Annotated in this window: 20 protein-coding genes; 4 read left to right on the top strand and 16 right to left on the bottom strand. The window is 69.8% G+C overall.

What is annotated here, in order from left to right:
- From BN996_RS04355 to BN996_RS04320, 8 genes are all read right to left on the bottom strand, one after another.
- On the bottom strand, positions 1-942 hold the full coding sequence (locus tag BN996_RS04355) for a hypothetical protein (RefSeq protein ID WP_089777356.1): 942 nt from the start codon (positions 940-942) through the stop codon (positions 1-3).
- 81 nt (positions 943-1,023) lie between these two features.
- A complete protein-coding gene (locus BN996_RS04350; protein ID WP_089777355.1) occupies positions 1,024-1,860 on the bottom strand; it encodes an RAD55 family ATPase in 837 nt (278 codons plus the stop codon).
- Between the two features lie 115 nt (positions 1,861-1,975).
- Positions 1,976-2,938, bottom strand: coding sequence for a beta-ribofuranosylaminobenzene 5'-phosphate synthase family protein (locus tag BN996_RS04345; protein WP_089777354.1), 963 nt, complete (start codon positions 2,936-2,938; stop codon positions 1,976-1,978).
- 111 nt (positions 2,939-3,049) lie between these two features.
- A complete protein-coding gene (locus BN996_RS04340; protein WP_089779821.1) occupies positions 3,050-3,778 on the bottom strand; it encodes a DUF4397 domain-containing protein in 729 nt (242 codons plus the stop codon).
- 124 nt (positions 3,779-3,902) lie between these two features.
- Positions 3,903-4,223, bottom strand: coding sequence for a DUF7126 family protein (locus BN996_RS04335; RefSeq protein ID WP_089777353.1), 321 nt, complete (start codon positions 4,221-4,223; stop codon positions 3,903-3,905).
- Positions 4,220-5,137, bottom strand: coding sequence for a glutamine-hydrolyzing GMP synthase (gene guaA / locus BN996_RS04330; RefSeq protein WP_058569114.1), 918 nt, complete (start codon positions 5,135-5,137; stop codon positions 4,220-4,222). The genes BN996_RS04335 and guaA overlap by 4 nt, the downstream gene beginning before the upstream one ends.
- Positions 5,137-6,786, bottom strand: a complete 1,650-nt coding sequence (gene pyrG, locus BN996_RS04325) for a glutamine hydrolyzing CTP synthase (RefSeq protein ID WP_089777352.1) — start codon at positions 6,784-6,786, stop codon at positions 5,137-5,139. The genes guaA and pyrG overlap by 1 nt, the downstream gene beginning before the upstream one ends.
- A gap of 135 nt (positions 6,787-6,921) precedes the next feature.
- The gene (locus BN996_RS04320) at positions 6,922-7,479 is read right to left on the bottom strand and encodes a sugar O-acetyltransferase (RefSeq protein WP_089777351.1); all 558 of its coding nucleotides are present in this window, start codon (positions 7,477-7,479) and stop codon (positions 6,922-6,924) included.
- 88 nt (positions 7,480-7,567) lie between these two features.
- Here BN996_RS04320 and BN996_RS04315 point away from each other — a divergent pair, with 88 nt between their 5' ends.
- Both BN996_RS04315 and BN996_RS20005 read left to right on the top strand, forming a co-directional pair.
- A complete protein-coding gene (locus BN996_RS04315; RefSeq protein WP_089777350.1) occupies positions 7,568-8,368 on the top strand; it encodes an aldo/keto reductase in 801 nt (266 codons plus the stop codon).
- 173 nt (positions 8,369-8,541) lie between these two features.
- The gene (locus BN996_RS20005) at positions 8,542-8,709 is read left to right on the top strand and encodes a hypothetical protein (protein WP_167344099.1); all 168 of its coding nucleotides are present in this window, start codon (positions 8,542-8,544) and stop codon (positions 8,707-8,709) included.
- A 66-nt stretch (positions 8,710-8,775) separates the two neighbouring features.
- Here BN996_RS20005 and ppc read toward each other — a convergent pair whose 3' ends face one another.
- Complete coding sequence (gene ppc / locus BN996_RS04310) at positions 8,776-11,469, bottom strand: phosphoenolpyruvate carboxylase (RefSeq protein WP_089777349.1); 2,694 nt, start codon at positions 11,467-11,469, stop codon at positions 8,776-8,778.
- 212 nt (positions 11,470-11,681) lie between these two features.
- On the opposite strand from ppc, the gene BN996_RS04305 reads away from it, so the two are divergent.
- Complete coding sequence (locus BN996_RS04305) at positions 11,682-12,527, top strand: Rieske (2Fe-2S) protein (protein WP_089777348.1); 846 nt, start codon at positions 11,682-11,684, stop codon at positions 12,525-12,527.
- 202 nt (positions 12,528-12,729) lie between these two features.
- Here the strand turns inward: BN996_RS04305 and samp1 are convergent, their stop codons facing one another.
- Genes samp1 through BN996_RS04290 form a run of 3 tightly spaced genes read right to left on the bottom strand, consistent with a single transcriptional unit; the run spans position 12,730 to position 15,724 of the window.
- Positions 12,730-12,996: a ubiquitin-like modifier protein SAMP1 gene (samp1, locus tag BN996_RS04300; RefSeq protein ID WP_089777347.1), complete on the bottom strand. Its 267-nt coding sequence runs from the start codon at positions 12,994-12,996 to the stop codon at positions 12,730-12,732.
- Positions 12,997-13,019: 23 nt separating this feature from the next.
- On the bottom strand, positions 13,020-14,513 hold the full coding sequence (locus BN996_RS04295; protein ID WP_089777346.1) for a DUF8167 domain-containing protein: 1,494 nt from the start codon (positions 14,511-14,513) through the stop codon (positions 13,020-13,022).
- Positions 14,513-15,724, bottom strand: a complete 1,212-nt coding sequence (locus BN996_RS04290) for a potassium channel family protein (RefSeq protein ID WP_089777345.1) — start codon at positions 15,722-15,724, stop codon at positions 14,513-14,515. Before BN996_RS04290 ends, BN996_RS04295 begins: the two co-directional genes overlap by 1 nt.
- A gap of 102 nt (positions 15,725-15,826) precedes the next feature.
- On the opposite strand from BN996_RS04290, the gene BN996_RS04285 reads away from it, so the two are divergent.
- Positions 15,827-17,047 (top strand): NAD-binding protein, encoded by a 1,221-nt coding sequence (locus BN996_RS04285; RefSeq protein ID WP_089777344.1) that lies wholly within the window; start codon positions 15,827-15,829, stop codon positions 17,045-17,047.
- Positions 17,048-17,099: 52 nt separating this feature from the next.
- On the opposite strand, the gene BN996_RS04280 is transcribed toward BN996_RS04285, so the two are convergent.
- From BN996_RS04280 to BN996_RS04265, 4 genes are all read right to left on the bottom strand, one after another.
- Complete coding sequence (locus BN996_RS04280; RefSeq protein WP_089777343.1) at positions 17,100-18,524, bottom strand: universal stress protein; 1,425 nt, start codon at positions 18,522-18,524, stop codon at positions 17,100-17,102.
- 9 nt (positions 18,525-18,533) lie between these two features.
- Positions 18,534-19,262: a nucleoside phosphorylase gene (locus BN996_RS04275; RefSeq protein ID WP_089777342.1), complete on the bottom strand. Its 729-nt coding sequence runs from the start codon at positions 19,260-19,262 to the stop codon at positions 18,534-18,536.
- 103 nt (positions 19,263-19,365) lie between these two features.
- The gene (locus BN996_RS04270; RefSeq protein WP_089777341.1) at positions 19,366-19,890 is read right to left on the bottom strand and encodes a hypothetical protein; all 525 of its coding nucleotides are present in this window, start codon (positions 19,888-19,890) and stop codon (positions 19,366-19,368) included.
- A gap of 69 nt (positions 19,891-19,959) precedes the next feature.
- A partial coding sequence (locus BN996_RS04265) for a carbohydrate kinase family protein (RefSeq protein WP_089777340.1) occupies positions 19,960-20,709 on the bottom strand: 750 nt, incomplete at its 5' end.

The following is a 20,709-nucleotide window of genomic DNA, read 5'->3' as shown; positions in this document are numbered from 1 at the left end:
TCAGTCGCCGCCGTGTTCGCTCCCCGCCGCGGTACCGGCACCCCGCTGGGTCGACTCCTCCTCCCGGGCGGCGGGGGGCTGGTCGCGCTCGTCGCTGGAATCGTCGTCCGCGTCCGAATCGGCGTCGGCGTCCCGCTCGTCGGCGATGGCCTCGTCGAGCAGGTCTTCGACCTCGTCGGTCGCGCCGGACGAGTCGGCCGCCTCCAGCGCGGGGAGCCGGCCGGTGTGGAGCGTCGCCGACCCGAAGAACCCGGGCGACGACGACAGTTCGCGGAAGGGAGTCCGACACGACGGACAGCGAGGCTCGGCGAGCAGGTCGAGGTGGACGGTCGCGTCGCACTCCTCACATCGCGCTTTCTTCTCGCCGGCCGCGTTCGCCGAACGGAGGAGTTCGGCGAGCGCCGTCCGTTCGAGGTCGGCGGCTTCGAGGTCCGCCACCCGCCCGCGGAGGTGGAGGAGCGTCCGCGCGACCGTCCGGAGGTTCTCGTCGAGCGTCGCCGTCGTCTCGTCGAGGTAGCTGAGAATCTCCTCGAAGTTCTCGAAGCCGGCGTCGAGTCGGTCGTCGAGGTCGGCCACGCGGTTGCGAACCGCGTGCACGTCGTCGGCCAGCCGGTCGAGTTCGCCGTCCAACTCGGGGTGTGCGTGGTCGCGCGGCGCTTTCTCGTCGGCCTCGCGTTTGACCTGGACGACGCGCGTCCGCACGTCGGCTAACTTCTCGTCCAGTTCGCCTTCGAGTTCCACGACGCGTTCTTCGACGCCGTCGAGCCGGCCCGGTACCGCGTCCGCGTCGTCGAGCGATTCGCCCGCGTCGCTCACGGCGAGCCTGTAGGTCCCGAGCGCCCGCGCGAGCACCGTCTCCGGGTCGACGCCCTCCTCGTCGGCGCGCGCCTCGACCCACGTTCGGAGGTCGTCTGGGAGCGACGCCCCGTCTTCCCCTTGCATCTTCGTGCCAGTTTGTCCGCGTGGCCTTAAGAACTATCCCCGAGTCCGACGCGCCGTCGCACGACCGCCGAGCCGGTTCGCTCAGCGAATCTTCCGCACGTCGCTCACGTCGAGGCCGCTCTCGTTGATTTCGGTCTCGAACTGCACGATGTTCTCGCTCTCCAGTCGGGCGAGCACGCCGCGGAACTCCTGGACGACCATCGTCCGCGCGCGCTTCGACCCGCCGGACTCCCACTCGAAAAGCAGCGTTCCGCCGGTCGCGCCCTTGAGGACGCCGAGTTCGGTCTTCGAGAGCGCCTCGGTGCTCGCGAGCACGAGGATGAGCCCGCCCCACTGGTAGGAGGCCTTCTCCAGCCCCTTGATGACCATCGCGATGTCCGACCACGTCACCTCGTCGGACTGGCTGGCCACGAGGTCGGTCAGGGAGTCGATGAGGACGAGGTTACCGGAGGCGTGTTCGCTCAGGGTGCTTCCCAGCGCGCCCAACACGGAGTCGCGGTTGTGTCGGTGGCCGAGGTCCTCTAACCTCGTCGGCTGGCCGAGGTACCACTCGCGCGGAATCGGGCTGAGCTGGAAGTACTCCGGCGAGAGGTCGTGGAACTCGATGTGTTCGACCGCGGACTCGACGACCTCGTCGTCCATCGTGTAGCCCATCTCGCGGCGCAGGTACTCCTCGCCGCCGGTAAACGAGACGTAGTGAATCTCCGGCGGCGGCGTCGCGGTGTCCGCGAGCGAGCCGTAGTGGAGGTCGAACAGCTCCTCGTCGGTGTGCGAGAGGGCGTTCATCGTCGCGCTCGTGTAGAGGAACTCCCGAGCGCCCGCGCCGGACTCGCCCGCGAGGAGCACGACGTTCCCCGGGGGTGCGCCGCCGCCGATGATGCTGTCGAGGCGGGGGACGCCGAAGGGGATCTGAGACATACCGCATCCGACTCGGCCGCGTCGGTTAGGCGTTTCGGGGAGCGCGGTGGGGCCGTCGCGGTCGCCATCTCCCACCCGCCCCGCGACGCTCACACCCGTTCGCTCACACCCGCATTCACTCGACGCGCGCGCCGCGGTTCCGCCCGCGGGCGACGGAGACGGTGCCGTCGATATCGGCGGCGGCCAGCGCCGCCCGGCCCGCCTCGACCGCTTCGTCGACGTGGTCGGCGTCGGTCACGCCGTAGACGGTCGGCCCCCACGACGACTGGCCCGCGCCGTAGACGACGGGCGACTCCGACAGCGACGAGACGAGCGCGCCGACCGGCGGCCGGTAGACGCCGCCCTGCTCGTCGGCGTACCACGTCCCGTTGAGCCGGCCGACGGACTCGACGGCCTCGCCGAAGCGCTCGGCGGACCCCTCGGCGAGCGCCGGGAGGAGCCGGCGCGTGACGATACCGGCGATTCGGTCGCCGGTCTGCGCGTCCGCGCGCTCGACGACGGAGCGCATGCTCGACTCCTCGGCCGCGCCGTTGCGGCCGGGGTCGGCGTCGGGCACGACGAGCAGGAACCGCCAGCGGTCGGGTATCTCGTGTCGGGCGGCGACCGCCGGCACCGACCACGAGCCGTCTTCCGGGCGGTCGGTGGTGAAGCGCGCGGTCGGGTGGCCCGCGTCGAGGACGGCCCCGCCGGCTTCGAACGTGGCGACCCCGACGCCGGAGCGGCCGCCGCGACCCATCTCGGGGGCGAGGCGGCGCACGTCGGCCTCGCGGTCGGTGGCGGCCGCGACCGCCCGCAACACCGCGAGCGCGAGCTGTGTCCCGCTCCCGAGGCCGGCGTGTCGCGGCAGGGAGCGCTCGACCGACACGTCGACGCCCTCGACGCCGAGGAGTTCGACCGCGCGCTCGGCGTACTCGCGGGCGGCGGGATGCCGACACCGAACGTCGGCCGCGGGCTCGGCGGCGACGACCACCCGCGGCTCGTCGAGCGCGACGCCGACGCCGCCGTAGAGGCGGTCGCGGGCGAGGCTCAGATTGAGGAAGCCGAAGTGGATGCGCGCGCCGGTCGAGACCCGAACCATGTCACCGGCTATCGGCGGGGACGCCAAAAGGGGGTTTCGACCATGGCAACGCGGGCCGGAGTCACCCGCCGCTGTCGGGCGGTTTCGACTCTCGCGGCGGGCGGTATCGACTCAGCGCACGCGACAGACATCCCCGTTGGTCGGCGGGTCGCGGGCGGGCGAGACGGCGTCGACGACGGGGAGGACGCTGAATCCGGGCGACCCGCCGGTGGCGAAGCCGATTGCGAACACCGAGTAGGTTCGGCCGCCGGCGAGCGTCGTTCCGGGGAGGTCGAGCACGACCGTCCCGTCAGACGAGAGGACGACCTGCAGGTCGTACGTCCCGGCGGTGACCGTCTCGTAGTCCGAGACGTCGCCGAACGCCAGTCCCGGAAACAGCGTCGGGCCGCCCGCGACGACGATATCGACCTCCGGCGCGTCGGGCGAGAAGTGCGCGACGCGGACGCTGGCCTTGCCGTACGGGGCCGGGCGGTTCGTGTCCGTGAGCGCGACGGCCGCAATGTCGTCGAGCACGCCCGTCGCCGCGACGGTGTAATCGCGGTTGCGACGGAGCGTGACCTCGGTGTCGATGACGACCGTCGAGGCGTCGCCCGCGGGCGTGACCTCGACCTGATACGTCCCCGCCGGGACGGTGAAGTAGTCGGAGAGAACGCCGAACGGGACGCCCTGCAGGCCGGGGAACGGGTCGCCGTTCACGTACACGTCTACGGGGGGCGCGTCGGGCGAGAAGTGGCCGACTCGGAACCGCGCGTCACCCGCGGCGACGCCGCCGGGGCGTGCCGCCGCGGTGGTCGCGCCGCCTGCGAGCAGGAGACCGGTCGCGCCGAGGCTCTTCAGCATCGTTCGTCGGGAGAAGGACGACATCTGCAACCGTCATGAAGGACCGTGATGATATCAATATTTGCACAACTAAAATATTGCAAGAAAGTCGGCGTATCGAGACGGTCGGGGTTTCCTGACCGTCTCAGACGAGTTCTTCGGCGACCACGTCGACCGCGAGCAGGTTCGGGTCGATTGCGAGGTCGGCCTGCCCCTTGGCGAACTCCGGAAGGGTGTCGTAGGCGTAGGTCACGACGCGCACGTCGGGGTTCAGCTCTTTCGCCACCGCGATGGCCGTCGCGTCGTCCATGTCGGTGAGCACGAGCAGGTCGGCGTCCTCGATGCCGGCCTCGCCGAGCGAGTCGGCGGAGGCGATGCCCGTGACGCGGACGACCGTCGCGCCCTCGTCTTCTAACGCTTCTCCGAGTCCGTCGGGGTCGGTCCCCGCGACGACTGCAGTCGTCATTCGTACTCGATGGTCGCCGGCGGTTTGTGGGTCACGTCGTAGACGACGCGGGCGACGTTCTCGTTCGTCCCGGTGATGCGCGACTGGATGCGCTGGAGGGTGTCCCACGGCAGTTCCTGCGCGCGGGCGGTCATGCCGTCGCGCGACTCCACGGAGCGCACGGAGACGATCCAGCCGTGGACGCGGTTGTCACCCTTGACGCCGGTGCCCTTGCCGATGACGGCGGCGAACGCCTGCCACGGGTCGTGCTTTTCGGTCTCGTCTTCGACGACGTGACACGCGTCGCGGGCGACCTGCACCTTCTCGGGCGTGACTTCGCCGAGGACGCGGACCGCGAGGCCCGGCCCCGGGAACGGCATCCGCTCGGCGATGATGGATTCGAGGCCGAGCGCGCGGGCGACCTCGCGGACCTCGTCCTTGTAGAGGTCGCGGACGGGTTCGACGATGCCCTCGAAGTCCACCACGTCCGGCAGGCCGCCGACGTTGTGGTGGGACTTGATGTTGCCCTCGGACTCGATGCGGTCGGGGTAGATGGTCCCCTGCACGAGGTACTGGGCGTCGGTCTCCTTGGCCTCGCGCTCGAACTCGCGGATGAACTGCTCGCCGATGACCTTGCGCTTTTCCTCGGGGTCGACGACGCCTTCGAGGGCGTCGAAAAAGCGGTCGCGGGCGTCGACGACGCGGAGGCTCTCCATGAAGGAGAAGGTGTCCGCAATCTGCTCGGTCTCGCCTTTGCGCATCAGGCCGGTGTCGACGTAGACCGGGGTGAGCTGCTCGCCGACGGCCTCGTAGGCGAGCGTCGCGGCGACGGAGGAGTCCACGCCGCCCGAGAGGGCGATGATGGCGTGTTCGTCGCCGATTTGGTCGCGAATCGATTCGGTCGCGTCTTCGATGAATTCGTCTACGTTTACCATTATGCTGTCACCTCTTCGTTGCCGAGTTCGCGCGCGTCGAGTTCGCCGAGGACCGCGCGGAGGAAGCCGAGGAACGGCGGGCTCGCGCGGTCGGGTCGGGAGCGGAACTCGGGGTGGAACTGCGTCCCGAAGAAGAACGGGTGGTCGGTCAGTTCGAGAATCTCCATGCGGTTTTCGGCGCGGCCGGAGAAGCGGAGCCCCTCGGATTCGAGCTCGTCGATGAGTTCGGGGTTCACCTCGTAGCGGTGGCGGTGGCGCTCCGTACAGGAGGTGTCGCCGTACACCGCCTCCGCGAGCGTGCCGGCGTCGATGTCGGTGTCGTGCGCGCCGAGGCGCATCGTGCCGCCCATCTCGTCGACCTCGTACTGCTCGGGCAGGAGGTCGATGACCGGGTAGGGCGTGTCGGGGTCGAGTTCGGCCGAGTGGGCCTCGTCGTGGCCGAGGACGTTCCGGGCCTGCTCGACGACGGCCATCTGGAAGCCCAGACAGAGACCGAGGAAGGGGACGTCGTTCTCTCGGGCGTAGCGGATGGCCTCGATTTTGCCCCCGGTTCCGCGGGAGCCGAAGCCGCCGGGGACGACGACGCCGTCGGCGTCCTTCAGGCGCTCTTCGTGCTTGTCGAGCATCTCGTCGGAGTCGACCCAGAGGATGTTCACGTCGACGCCGCACTCGATGCCCGCGTGCTTGAGCGCCTCGTGGATGGACATGTAGGCGTCTTCGAGGGCGTACTTGCCGACGAGCGCGATGTCGACCGAGCCGGTTCGGTCGGCCGTGACGAGCTCGCGCCAGCGGTTGTCGCGCTCTGCCTTCGGCAGCGCCTCGTCGGCGATGCCGAGGCGCTCCATGACGTACTCGTCGAGGCCCTCCTCTTCGACCATCAGCGGGACGTGGTAGATGTCCGGCACGTCGGGGTTGGAGAACACGGCGGCGTCCGGCACGTCGCAGAACTGCGCGATTTTGGTCTTCGTCGCCGGTTCGAGCTTGTCGTCGGCGCGGCCGACGAGGATGTCGGGCTGGAGGCCGATGCTCCGAAGCTCCTTGACGGAGTGCTGGGTGGGCTTCGTCTTCTGCTCGCCGTTCTTCGAGTAGGGGACGAGCGTGACGTGCGTAAAGAGCACGTCGCCTTCCTCCTCCTCGGAGGCGAACTGGCGGAGCGATTCGAGGAACGGCATCGACTCGATGTCGCCGACGGTGCCGCCGACCTCGACGATACACACGTCGGTTCCCTCGGCCGCCTCGCGGATGCGGCGCTTGATGTCCTCCGTGACGTGCGGGATGATCTGGACCGTCTTCCCGAGGTAGTCGCCGTCGCGCTCCTTCTGGATGACGTGCTGGTAGGTCTTACCCGTCGTGATGTTGTGGTCGGCGGTCATATCGACGCCGAGGAACCGCTCGTAGTTCCCGAGGTCGAGGTCGACTTCCGCGCCGTCTTTCAGGACGTACACCTCCCCGTGCTCGTAGGGGTTCATCGTCCCGGCGTCGACGTTCAGGTACGGGTCTATCTTGACCGCGGTGACGTCGAACCCGGCGTTCTTCAGGAGTCGGCCGGTGCTCGCGGCCGTGATACCCTTCCCGAGGCCGGACATGACACCCCCGGTTACGAAAATGAACTTGCGCCCCATCTCTGGGTCGTATTCGTCCGTCGGCATACTGACCGTGTGCGAGCGTACTTCAAAACCATTTCGGAGGGAACATCGTGTGCCAGAGCACCGCACGCTCCCGAATCCGCGAGAATCGCGCGACGGCGACGCGGCGACGACGCCGACTCGACGGCGCGTGCCCGGTCAGTCCAGCCTTTTAATGACTCGCGCCGGGTTGCCGCCGACGACCACCGAGTCGGGAACGTCCCTCGTGACGACCGCGCCCGAGGCGACCACCGCGTCGTCGCCGATGGTGACGCCGGGGTTGACGACCGCCCGCCCGCCGAGCCACGCGTTGTCGCCGATTGTCACCGGCTCGCCCGACTCGGGGCCTTTGATTCGCTCCGCGGCGTCGAGCGGGTGGGTCGCCGTGTAGACGTGCACCCCCGGCCCGAGCTGGCAGTTGTCGCCGATAGTGATGGGACAGACGTCGAGGAAGACGCAGTCGAAGTTGGCGAAGAAGTTCTCGCCGACGCGGACGTTGTAGCCGTAGTCACAGCGGAACGGCGGTTCGATTCCGAACGACTCGCCGACCTCCCCGAACAGCTCACGAATCAGTTCCTCGCGGCGCTCGGTCTGCGTCTCGTCGGTCTCGTTGAACTGGCGCGTGAGTCGACGCGCGCGCTCGCGCTCGGCGACGAGTTCCGGGTCGCTCGCGTCGTACGGGTCGCCGGCGAGCATCTTCTCCTTCTCGGAGGGCATACCGGCGATAACTGGCGGGTGGGTGGTAAGTGTATCCACGGCTTCCGCAACCGCAGGGTTTGACTCGCCCGGTCGCAACCGTCCGTGTATGAAGGACTTCCCGCGACTCGGCTTCGGGACGTACAAACTCGAAGACCGCGACGAGTGCGTCGAGGCCGTGAAGACCGCCCTCGACGCCGGCTACCGCCACGTCGACACGGCCCAGATGTACCACAACGAGGAGTTCGTCGGCGAGGGGCTCGCCGAGTCCGACGTGGACGTCGACGACGTGTTCGTGGCGACGAAGCTCGACACCGACAACCTCGGCTACGACGACGTGCTGGAGACGGCCCGCGAGTCCGCCGAGAAACTCGGCGTCGACACCATCGACCTGCTGTACGTCCACTGGCCGCTCGACAGCTACGACGAGGACGAGACGCTCGCGGCCCTCGACGAACTCGTCGAGGCGGGCGTCATCGGCCGCGTCGGCCTGAGCAACTTCCGACCCGACCAGCTCGAATCGGCCATCGAGACGCTCGACGCGCCGGTGTTCGCCCACCAGGTCGAGATGCACCCGATGCTCCAGCAGACCGAACTCCGCGAGTTCGCCGCGGACCGCGACCACCGACTGGTCGCCTACTCGCCCATCGCGCGCAATCGGGTCGCCGACGAGGAGGTCATCGTCGATATCGCCGAGAAGCACGACGCGTCGCCCGCGCAGGTCGCCCTCGCGTGGCTGATGGAAAAGGGCGCGACGCCCATCCCGAAGGCCGCCTCGCCCGACCACATCCGCGACAACTTCGCCGCGCTCGACCTCGACCTCGACGACGAGGACGTGGCCGCCATCGACGGCCTCGATTCGACCCACCGCATCGTCGACTTCGACGAAGCGCCGTGGAACCGCGCCTGAGTTGAGCCGACCTGTCCCCGGCCGTCGGCGGCGACGCTGAAACGCTCATTTTCGTCGCGTACGACCGGCCTGTGTCTCGTATTCGTCGTCACCGACGCCCCGACAGAGTGAGACGTGCGACCCCGCCGCAAACGGGGTGAACATATATGATGGACTCGCCCGTACCGTCGAACATGGCAACGGTGGTGGTGGTGTGCCCACACTGCGGACAGCACGTGGAATCGAGATACGAGGGCGACGCCGACTTCGACGGCGTCAGACAGCGGCTGAAAAGCGAGTACCGCGTCGCGCGGCAGACCTGTCCGGTCTGCTCGAACCCGTACGACCTCCGTCGGGCCTGAGCGGTCCCGGCGGCGCGGCGACGGCATCCTCGGCGGGTGGCCGAGGGCGTCGGCGTCGCGTTCGCGTTACCCCGTGTTCTTCATCCCGGCGGCGATGCCTTTGACGGTGAGCCGCAGGGTCTGTTCTTCCTCGTCGGTCCGGTGGGTCTGCGACAGCAGGTGCGTCTGCAGCAGGTTCAGCGGGTCGACGTAGGGGTTGCGGCGGCGGAGGCTCTCTTCGAGCCACTCGCGCTTCAGGAGGCTGCTGCGCTCGCTGATGTCGAGCATGAGGTCCGCGGCGTCCTCGTACTCGTCGGTGAGGCGGGTGAAGAACTCCTCGCGGAGCTCCTCGTCGGCGAGGTTCGCGTACTCCGTGGCGATTTCGAGGTCGGTGCGCGCCAGCGCCATCGCGGCGTTGTCGAACGTGCTCCGGAAGAACGCCCACTCGTCGTACATCTCGCGGAGGTCGTCCATGTCGCCGCCGTCTTCGAGGAAGGCGTTGACGCCGGCGGCAAGCGAGTACCAGCCGGGGAGGATACACCGCGACTGGGTCCACGAGAACACCCACGGGATGGCGCGGAGGTCCTCGACGCTCCGCTCGTCGGACCGGGAGGCCGGACGAGAGCCGAGGTTGAGTTCCTCGATGACGGTGATGGGCGTCGCCTGCTCGAAGTAGGAGACGAAGCCGTCCGATTCGAGGAGGTTCCGGTACTCCTCGCGCGCGGCGGCCGCCATGGTGTCCATGGCGTCGACCCAGCGGTCGGGGACCTCCTCCTCGGGCGTCCGAATCGCCTGCAGGCGGGCGCGAATCTGGGCGTTGAGCATCTGTTCGAGGTTCCGCTCCGCGATGCGCGGGTTGGCGTACTTCTCGGCGATGGCCTCGCCCTGCTCGGTGAACTTAATCTGCCCGGTGACGGTCTCGTTCGGGAGCGCGAGCATGGCCTCGTTCATCGGGCCGCCGCCGCGGGAGATGGAGCCGCCGCGGCCGTGGAACAGCCGCATCGTCACGTCGAAGTCGTCGCAGATGTCGGCGAGGCGGCGCTGGTTCTTGTAGAGGTCCCAGTTGGCCGCGAGGAAGCCGTTTTCCTTGTTGGAGTCGGAGTAGCCCAGCATGATCTCCTGCACGTCGTTCCGGGCGGCGAGCGCCGTCCCGTAGGCCTCGTTTTCGAACAGCGTGCCCATGATGCGGCGCGCGCCGTTGAGCGCCGACTCGGTTTCGAGGAGCGGGACCACGTCGATGCCGCAGTGGTCGGGCAGGGAGACGACGCCCGCCTGGTCGGCGAGGAACAGCACTTCGAGGACGTGCGACGGCTCCTCGGTCATCGAGATGCAGTAGGTGTCGATAGCGCCGACGCCGTACTCGCGCTGCCACTCGCCGAGCCTGCGGAAGCGGCGGAGGACGCGCTGGGCCGTCTCGGACACGTCGCCGGGTTCTTCGAGGTCGACGACCGGCTCCTCCTGCAGAATCGCGTCGGTGAGGAGTTCGACGCGCTCCTCTTCGGAGCTGCCGTAGTAGTCGAGACCCTCGTGGGCCAGCGCCTCGTGGACGGCCTCGGTGTGGTTCTCCTGGTGGTCGCGGAGGTCGAGGCTGGCGAGGGTGAAGCCGAACGTGTCGACCTGTCGCATCAGGGGCTCGACGTACACGTCGGCGACCTGCGCCGCGCCGGTCCGGCGGAGGCTGGTGTCGATGACTTCGAGGTCGGCCATGAGTTCGCTCGCGTCGGCGTAGCCGTTCGGGCGGACGTCCTCGACGCGGCGGAGCCGCTCGCGCATCAGCTTGAGCTTCTGGCGGTACGGCTCGTTGGGGTAGCGCTCGTCGGCCTCCTCGGCGACGACGGGGAGGAGCTCGCGGTCCGCCTTCAGGGAGCGTTCGAGCTCGTGGCCCGGGTCGATTCGCGTCGCGTCCTGACTCAGCACACCGGAGAGACGCTTGAGCGAGTCGCTGTACTTTTCGAGGGCGACGCTACGCTGGCGTTCGAGCGTGTCCTCCGTCACCTCGGGCGTGACGAAGGGGTTGCCGTCGCGGTCGGAGCCGGCCCACGAGCGGAACTCGAACAGCTTCGGCACGTCGAGGCCGGGGTACTCGGCGCGGAGCTCCTCTTCGAGCTCCTCGTACACCTCGCCGACCACGTCGAACAGCGTGTTTTCGAGGTACCACTGGACGTTTCGGGCCTCGTCGGTCGGCTCCGGGCGGCGGTCGCGGACCTGCGAGGTCTGCCAGAGGCTCGTCACCTCGGCGACGACGTGCCGCCACTCCTGGTCGTGTTCGAGGTCGGTGAGGCGGCGCTCGTCGAGCGTCTCCAGCCGGTTGGCGATGGAGCGGAGCTTCGATTTCACCGTCTTCCGGCGGGCCTCGGTCGGGTGGGCCGTAAAGGTCGGCTCGATGAGCACGTCTTCGAGGACCCGCCCCAGAAGCTCCTCGTCGACCTCCTCGTCGTCCAGCGCGTCGAGCGTGTCGAGGATGCCGTCTTCGAGCGTCCCCTCTTGGGACGCCTCGCGGATGACGCGAACGCGCTCGCGCTCCTCGGCGAGGTTGATGAGTTCGAAGTAGGTCGTGAACGCGCGGGCGACGACGCTCTCGCGCTCCGGTTCGAGGTCGCCGACCACGTCGTAGAGCCGCTCGCGCGACCCCGACTCGCCTTTCCGGTAGGCGATGGCCGCCTGTCGAAGCTCTTCGACCGTCTCGAACGACGCCGTCGACGTCTGCGCTTCGAGCACGTCCCCGAGCAGCGCCCCCAGCTCGCGGACATCTTGCCGCACGTCTCTGGTGTGCAATCGCATCCTACTCGAATACGAGTACCACATTCTAAAAGGCCACGAGTAACGCCGAAAATTTGCCCGGAGATGAGACCTAAACGAACGTTTCTAATGATTCGTCCAGTTTCTCCGGCCGCGGGGTCGGCGGGTCGAACCCCCCGCGGGCGGCCGTTTCGTGGGTCGTACTAACACGGCTGATTCGTCACGCTTTTACTGACCGGGTCGAAGGTGGAAGTATGAGCGATAGCGACAAGTACCCCGCCGATTCGGGTCGCCGTCGGTTCGTCAAGGGCGTCGTCGGGGGAGCGGCGCTCGCGGGCGTGGGAACGACAGGCGCGGCCGCCATCAACACGACGACGTCGTCCACCGGTTCCGGCGGCGGTCCGACGCAGGCGTACGCCATCGAGAACACCGGCGGACCCGCACCGCGCGGCATGCCGCAGATTCCGATCGAGATCGACGACGAGGGCTACATCAGAGGCGTCTGGCCCGAGGTCCAGACCGTCACCCAGAACGGTGTGGACGTCGAACTCGCCATCACCGAGGACTACAAGGGCACGGGCGTCACCTACTCGCAGGACTGGTTCCAGTACTGCGGCGTCCAGACCTACGACGGGCTGAACCCGACGTTCGAGTCGGACAACTACTTCCGCTCCGACAACGGGGCCTACGACTGGCAGTCCGAGACCTACAGCGCCGGCGACCGCCTGAACGTCAACGACTTCGACGAGTACGAGACGTGGGGCAACGGCATCGGACAGGCCGGTCTCGGGATGCCCGCGACCGGCACGTGGCGCTCGCAGGACACCGAGGACACGATGCCGATTCAGGTGGTCCGCTCGACGCGCATCGAGGAGGCGGCACAGGACAACGAGTGGCTCGCCGCCTCGACGGATCAGGGCGTCATCGCGTGGCTCAACAAGTGTACGCACTTCTGCTGTGTCCCCGGCTACAAGCAGTCGGCCAGCTCCGCCACGTTCGGCGGCGAAGACGGCGTCTACTGCCAGTGCCACCAGTCCACCTACGACCCCTTCACCATCGTCGAGACGCTCTTTACGGCGCTGCCGCGCCCGAGCGAGTAACGACCCTCGAAGCCGCCCTCCCGCTTCGAGTCCGACCGCGACGCGTTCCCGCTCTCCGTTTTCTCTCACCTCAGAACGGGCCGTTTTCGCCTGCGACGGACGTCCCGTTTCGGGCCCGCCAACGTTGCCGCGCGCCGCCAGCGCCGCCGCTCGCGGGTGCCGGATTCGGTCGTGAGAATCGGCCTCTCGCCGTGCCGACGCGCTAGCCCCCGCTGACCGGCGGGAAGAGCGCGAGTTCGTCGCCGGCGGCCGCCGCCTCGCCGAGCGCGGCCGCCTCGCCGTTCCGGAGGACGTTGATGTGGTCGTACAGTTCGCCGTCGTCGCCGAACACCCGCGATTCGAGCGCCGGGTGCGCCCCGACGAGGGCGTCGAGCGCGTCGCCGACGGTCGCGTCGTCGCCGTCGACGTCGACTCGGACGGTTCGCGCGCCCGTGACTTCCGCGAGGTCGGCGAACAGCTTCCACTCCATACTCCCGTCTCGTCGCCCGGCGCTCATGAGGATTGCGCCCCGGACGACCGCGAGCCGTCGCCGTCTGAACCGCCGGTGTCGGCTCCGTCGTCGTCGCCGCCGTCCGTTCGGCCCGTGTCGGTCGTCGCCCGGCGTTCGACCTTCCGGAGCACCTCCGGCCGACCGACGACGTAGAGCGTATCGCCGGCCGCCAGTTCGCGTCCCCGGCCGGGAATCGCGTCCACGGGACGGTTCGAAGACCGGATGGCGACGACAGTCGTATCCACGTCCGAGACCGGCACGCCGTCGAGGTCGGCACCGGCCGCGACGGTCGTGACCGCCATCGTCTCGTCGGCGTTCCGGAGGAGCGACGCGAACTCGCGGTCGACGTGGGGGTCCGCGGGGAGCGTCACGAGCCGGTACTCTTCGCCGCTCGTCAGGCGGTCGGCGTCCTCCTCGTCGAGGGCGACGGTCGCCACGTCGTCGGCGACGCCGCGGAGTTCGCCGAAGGCGACGCGGGTCGGTTCGGTCGGCGCGGTCGGCGCAGTCGGCGCGTCGGTGCCGCCGTCGGACAGCGAGCCGGTTTCGGGGCCGCCGGCGGGCGTCTGGGTCGAGTCGGCGGACTCGCTCACCTCGGTCGGGTCAGACTCGCCCGCGGAGCCTCCGTCCGACGGCCCGCCCGCCTCGTCCTCCTCGTCTCCCGCGTCCGGCTTCGGAACCGACCAGACCTGCACGGGGTCGCCGGCGGCCGCGCCGGAGCCGGGGTCGCCGCGAATCGCGACCGCGACGGTGCCGGGCGCGAGCGTCGGCCCGAGGCCGGCCGCCCGACTGCCGAGCGCGAGGTACGACACCTCGCTCCCGCCGTCGAACTCCACGTCGACGTGGCCGACGCCGTGGTCGTCTTTGATGCGCGTGGCGAGTCGGTCGCGGAGTTCGGCCTCGCCGAGCCGCCGGGGGAAAAGCAGCGTCTTCCCGCTCAGCTGAGTCTTGACGCTCTCTGCGACCGGGTCGTAGCCCTCGATGTCGCCGATGTCCTCGGGGAGCGTCACCGACGCGACGCGGCCGACGGTCCGGACGAGTCGGCTCACGTCGGCGTCGAGTTCCTTCGCGCCCGCGACGGCGAACACGTCGGTCGCCAGTCGGTCGCCGGCGAGCCGGCCGACCGGCGCGATGAGCGCCCCGCCGAGGAGCGACGCGACGTTGAAAAGCACGGTGTCGAACTGGAACACCTCGGTCTCGGTGCCGGTGGTGAACGCGCCGAACAGGCCGATAGTGTTCAGATAGAGCGCGACGACCGCGCCGCCGAACAGCACCGCCAGCGCCCGCGGGATTATCTCGCGGGTGTACCAGCGGTAGAGCAGCGCGGCGACCGCCGAGACGACGAACGCGCCGACGACGAGGCCGACGAGCCGGAGCGCCTGCAGGACGAGCGAGTCGTCGGCCGGCGGAATCGACACCTGCCCGGCGGCGGCCGCCGACCCCCCGACCGCCGCGAACAGGTCGGCGGCGGGGGCGGCGGAGGTGAGCGCGACCGACATCACGCCACCGCCTCCTCGAAGCGGGTCAGGTCGCTTCTCGACCCGACCGCGTAGAGCGTGTCGCCGGCGGAGACCGCTTGGTCGCCTCGCGGCGCAATCGTCCAGTTCCCGCCGTGGCGGACCGCGAGGACGGCAACGCCGTAGGCGTCGCGGACGCCGGCCTTCCCGAGCGTCACGCCGTCGAGCGGGCTCTCGGACCGAACCGAGAGCCGCGAGAAGCGCTTGCCGGCGCGGCGGAGCAGGGAGACGAGTTCGAACTCCCGGCGGACGCCGCGGGAGGTGACGACGAAGCGCTCCACGTCGCTCCCGAGGAGCGGTTCGACCTTGCTCCGGTCGACCGCGAGCGTGACGCGGCCCTCGCCGCCGACGGCCGTGGGGGCGCGCGGCGCGGCCTTCGGGGCGTCCGCGTCGTCGTCATCGTCGTCGGGTTCGTTCGGCACCTCGGCGACGGAGTCCACCCCGGCGACGGTCGCCGAGACGGTCCCGCCGTCGGCGACGACGACCACGTCGTCGCCCTGCGCGAGCCCCGTCGGCACGAGCGCCGTCACCGACACCGCGCGTTTCCCCGCCGGGAGGCGCTTCGAGAGGCCGCCGACCGGGGCCGCGGCGGTGACGGTGGCGCGGGCCCGCTCGTCGAGTCTGACCTCGACGGCGGCGAGGTCGAACTCGTTTTGCAGGCGGTCGGCGAACCGGGATTCGAGTTCCACGAGCGGGATGTCGGCGGGGAACGTCCACTCCCCGTTTCGGATTCCGGTGCGGATGTCCAGCGGGACCGGCGGGTAGCCCTCGATGTCGCCGACCTCGCCGGTGACGGTGACGCTGACCTGCCCGCGGCCGCCGACGAGTTCGACCACGTCGGTCGACAGCGACCGCTCGGTGAGCTTTCGCAGCGACATCTTCCGCGGGATGTCGTTGGCGAAGGCGTCGCCGCGGTTGTGCGCGTACAGCGAGCCCATCAGCACGACCAACAGCGCGACCGTCAGCCTGACCTGGTTGTCCGACTGCGTAATCGTCGGGTCGGCAAGGGCCATGAGGCCGCCGCTCGCGCCCGCGATGGCGACGCTGAGGACGACGACGGCGAGCCCCGGAACGGTGACGCCGGTGACGTAGCGGAACCCGAAGCCGAGGAGCCACGCGACGGCGGCCGGCACGAGCCCCGTGAGGATGCCGAAGTACAGCCCGTAGACGACTTCGACGGGGAGTGAAGCCATGGACCGGTACACTCGCCCGCGAGATAAAGGCGTGACGGCGCGCCCGCAACGAGCCGATACCCGACCGCTTTTTGCCCCCCGAACGCCACAACTGCGAGAGACATGGCTTCGGTACGAGAGTGGGTCGGTGCCCGCGCGACCATCGTGACGGTGTTCGTCGCCGCCGTTCTGTCGGTCGCCATCGGCGTCCTCAACATCAGCTCCCCGGTCACCGGCGGCGTGCTGGCACCGTACATCCCGGAGGCGGTCCGCATCACAGCCGGCTTCACCGGGACGCTGACGGGCTTTCTGCTCCTCGCGAGCGTCTTCGGCCTCCGCCGCCGCTACCGCGCCGCATGGTACTCGACCGCGGTGCTGCTGCCGGTGACCGCCGCGCAGGGGCTCGTGCAGTCGCCCGAGCGGGCGGCCCCGCTCGTCGGCCTCTCGTTTATCAGCCTCGCGCTCTTGGTTTTCAACTACAGGGCGTTCGACCGGGACCTCGACCTGACGGCGACGCAGCTGTCGGCGCTCCTCGCCATCGCGGGGGCACAGACGTACACGACCGCCGGCGCGTGGGCGCTCAGAGAGCAGTTCAACGGCGTCGACACGCTGTTCGACGCCTTCTACTTCGGCGTCGTCACCGGCAGCACGGTCGGCTACGGCGACATCTACCCGCAGACCGCCATCGCCAGACTGTTCGGGATATCGGCGCTCCTCATCACGGTGGCGACGTTCGCCGTGGCGCTCGGTGTCCTGCTCACCCCCGCAATCGAAGCGCGACTCACCAAGGCACTCGGACGCATGACCGAATCACAACTCGACATCCTGGAGAACCACGTCCTCGTTCTCGGCTACGGGGAACTGACCGAACCGATTCTCGAAGAGCTCGGCGACCGCGCCCGCGTCGTCATCGTCACGCCCGACGAGGGCCGCGCCAAGCGCCTCACCGACCGCGGCTACGACGTGGTCACGGACGACCCCAGCGACGAGGAGGCGCTCCAGCGGACCCGCGTCGACAGCGCCCGCTCTGTCGTCGTCGCCACCAACAACGACGCCGAGGACGCGCTGGCCATCCTGACGGCGCGACAGCTCAACCCGGACGTACACATCGTCGCGTCGGCGACCCAGCGGGAAAACGAGCGGAAACTGCGCCGCGCCGGGGCCAACACCGTCATCAGCCCGGCGGCGCTCGGCGGCCACTTCCTCGCCGAGTCCGCCGTCGGCGGGAGCGGCCTCGAAACCATCGAGGAGCGACTGCTCGACGAACGTCCCACCGACCCGCCGGCCGACGAGACGACCGAGGCCGACGGGGCGGGCGAACGGGGTCCGGACGGGCAAGACTGACGGGGCGAACCGGCCGCGAGCGCGGGTTCGCCTCCCGTCCCCGCGACCCTGTTCAGTGCCCGCGGTCGAACACCGCCACGTCGCAGTCTATCTCGCGGATGCGCTCGAACGTCGGCGGCGAGATGAACCGCGAGGCGGGCGAGCGGTCGCCGCTGGAGCCGAGGACCACGAGGTCGTAGGTGGCGGCGTTGGAGGCGATGAAGCCGGTCACGTCGGCGCGGGCGACCCGCGTCTCGATGTTCCCGTCGGCCGTCTCGACGAGGTTGGCGAGTTTCGACTCCGCGGGGCGGCGTTCGACCTCCGAGGCGATGCAGGTCGTGACGCTCACGCTCCCCGTTTTCCCGGCGAGGCGGGTCGCGAAGTCTATCATCGCGTGGGCGGCGTCGCCCGGCCGCGAGACGAGCACGAGGATGCGCCGCCAGCGGTAGGTCTCGCCGGTCGAGCGGAACGCCACGGTGTCGTACGAGCCGCCGAACAGGCCGCGGATGTAGTCCGAAAGCAGGCCGCGGTCCTCCTCGTAGGGCGTCACCACGAGGTCTGAGTTGGTGTTCGCCGCGGCCTCGGTGGTCGCCGTCAGCGGGTCGCCGCGCGCGACGGCGATTTCGACCGGCACGCCCAACTGGGTCCGCAGTTTGTGAGCGCAGGATTCGAGGCGGTCGACCGACGCGTCGGTGTCGGCGTCGAGTTCGCCGTCCGCGTCGGCGTCCGAGTCCGCGTCGCTCTCGTCGGTCGCCTCCGGCGGGAGCACGTCGAGGAGGACGACTTTCCCGGCGCTGTGGGCGGCGGCGAGTCGGGCGGCGAAGAAGGCCGTCTGGGTCGCCGTCTCGCCGCGCATCGGGACGAGCACGTGGTCGTCGCCGCGGACGGTCCCGTAGAGGTACTCCGCCCGGCGCTCGTAGAACTGCTCGCGCCAGACGGTGAAGGCGATGGCGATGACGACGCTGGCGAAGAAGATGCTCACCACGTACTCCTCGGGGTTCACGTCGCCGGTCACGAGCGTCAAAAGCGCCGTCGAAAACGCGGAGGGGACCTCCACGTCCAGCGCCCACGTCGTGACGCCGGCGAGGAAGATGGCGAGCGCCGCCGCCGACGGGTGGACGAGCGCGGTCCCGGTCGGGCCGTAGGCCCACCCGGTGAAGCCGACCGCGACGAGGCCGCAGAGCGCGCCGACCGTGAGGGCGACGACGAACTTCACGGGCGAGGCGTACCGCCCCTCGGGGTCCGAAAACAGCGTGTACGACCCCGACGCGAGCGGCGGGAAAAGCAGGAACGACAGCGTGCTGACCGAGTTGGAGATGAGCGTCACCCCGGCGATGAGCACGGGGATAATGAGGAGAATCGAGAGGTGAAGCAGGTTGTTCGTGTTCTCTATCCAGCGACCGAACGCCACCTTCTCGCGCCGCTCTATCCGGCGGATTCGGGCGCGGAGCGCCCCGACGCGTGCGACCGCGCGGGCCGCGAGGTGGCGTAAGTCCACGGTGTTCGTCTACGCGAGTTCGGCGACCGCGTCGAGCGTGATGGAGATGGCGCGCTCGACGTTGTTCTTCGCCTTCTCGGGGAGTTCCTCGTCCGAGTCGGCACCCTTCTGGGTGCCGGCGACGAGGTTGCCGTCGACCGTGCAGATAGCGCCGGCGCGGAGGCTCTTCCGGCGGGCGAGCGAGAACACCGTCGCGGCCTCCATCTCGATGGCGAGCAGGCCGGCGGCGTTCCAGTCGTCGACGAACTCGTCGGACTCGTTGTAGAACGCGTCGTCGGAGACGATGGGGCCGACGTGGACGTCCTCGTCGTTGGCCTCGGCCGAGTCGACGAGCGAGGTGAGCACGTCGTAGTCGGGGACCGCCGGGTAGACCTCGGACTCGTAGCGCTTCGAGGTCCCCTCCTCCTTGGCCGCGCCCGTGGCGACGATCATGTCGCCGACTTCGATGTCTTCCTGCAGCGCGCCGATGGTGCCGACGCGGATGAACGTCTCCACGCCGACGCGGGCGAGTTCCTCGATGGCGATGGCGGCCGAGGGACAGCCGATGCCGGTCGAGGAGATGGTGAGCGGGACGCCCTCGTACTCGGCGTTGACGACCTTGTACTCGCGGTTCTGCGCGACTTCCTCGACGTTGTCGCACTGCGTTGCGATGCGGTCGACGCGCCCGGGGTCCCCCGGGATGAGCGCGATGTCGTTCACGTCGCCTTCTTCGACGAGGAGGTGGGGCTGTTTCGCCATGTACCGACCCACTCGGGTCGCGGGCAAAAACGACGCGGTTCGACCGGGGGCGGGTGCGACTCGACCGAGCGGCCGACTGCCCAGCCGACCGACCGCGCCGGCGTCACGCGACCCCGGTGAAGACCACCGGCGCGAGGACCAACAGCGTCGCGCCGAAGACGAGCGAGGAGCGGAGCCACTGCCCGCGGACCGCCGTCGCGCGCTCCTCGTAGATGCGCCGGCCGGCGCGCGGGAGGACGAAGCGGGCGAACGCGACGTAGATGAACGCCACGACGACCGCGGTCGCGACGAGGTGCGAGGGGAGGTCGACGCCGGCGACCCCGAGGTTCGGCGCGACGGCGTCGGTCGCGAGGTAGGCGACCGCGTAGAGGACGCCCGCGAGCGCGCCGGCGGCGTGGTGGACGGCGTTGGCGTCGCCGAAACTCACCTCGTCGGGCGAGGTCCGGCGGACGACCGCCGCGGCGACGTACGCCGGGGTGAAGCCCTCGTCCTGTCGCCACATCGGGATGGCCATCACGACCGCGGCCGCGACGCCGACGACCGCGCCGAGGAGCAGTCGCCCGGCGACCGCGCCGAGACCTGACGCGGCGTCGAAGGCGGCGACGGCGGCCGGGAGCTGGTCGAACATCGTCCCGACGAATGGCTGGTGAGGATAAAACTGGTCGGGTCGTCGCCGAGCGGCGTGGCGGGCGGCGGCTCAGCCCTCGACGAGGTCGTCGAGCCGCCGCCAACTGAGTTGCGTCCGCGCGCCCGGCTCGGCCGCGGTGAGCGCGCCGCAGGCGTTGGCGACCGCCAGCGCCCGCTCGTAGGTCGCCCCGTCGAGGCGGGCCGCGATGAAGCCCGAGGCGAAGGCGTCGCCCGCGCCGGTCGTGTCCACCGCGTCGATTGGATAGCCGGGGTGGACGTGTCGCTCGTCGCCGTCTCTGACCTCCGCGCCGCGCGGGCCGTGTTTGAGGACGAGCGTCGTCCGCGCGAGCGCCGCGGCCACGTCGGAGGCGGGTTCCGGGCCGGCGCTCCGGCCGCGTTCGACCGCCGCCTCGCCGAGCGCGGTGGCGGCCTCGCGGTCGTTGAGAAAGACGTAGTCCACCTCGCCGAGCGCGTCGGCGTAGCCCCGGTCGCCGACGCGCCGGCCGGGGTCGAAACTGACCGTCGTGTCGACCTCGTGGGCCCGTCCGGCGAGCGTCGCGGCCGTCTCGGGCGACTGGCTCGTCAGGTGGAGGTGGTCGGCCGCCGCGAGCGGGTCGGCCGGGAGGTCGGTCGCCTCGAACGCCTCGTTGACGCCGGGCGACCCGAGGACGAACACCTCGCCCGCGGCGTCGACGACGATGTACTTGACCGTGGTCGGGCCGCGCTCGACGCTGACGACGTGGCGGCAGTCGACGCCCTTCGAGGCGAGTTCGGCGACGGCGGCGTGGCCGTGTTCGTCGTCGCCGACGCTCCCGAGGAG

Source organism: Haloferax massiliensis, assembly GCF_001368915.1.
Taxonomy (GTDB): Archaea; Halobacteriota; Halobacteria; order Halobacteriales; family Haloferacaceae; genus Haloferax; species Haloferax massiliensis.
Note: the sequence above shows the minus strand (reverse complement) of the source record. Positions and strands in the feature narration are given on the sequence as shown.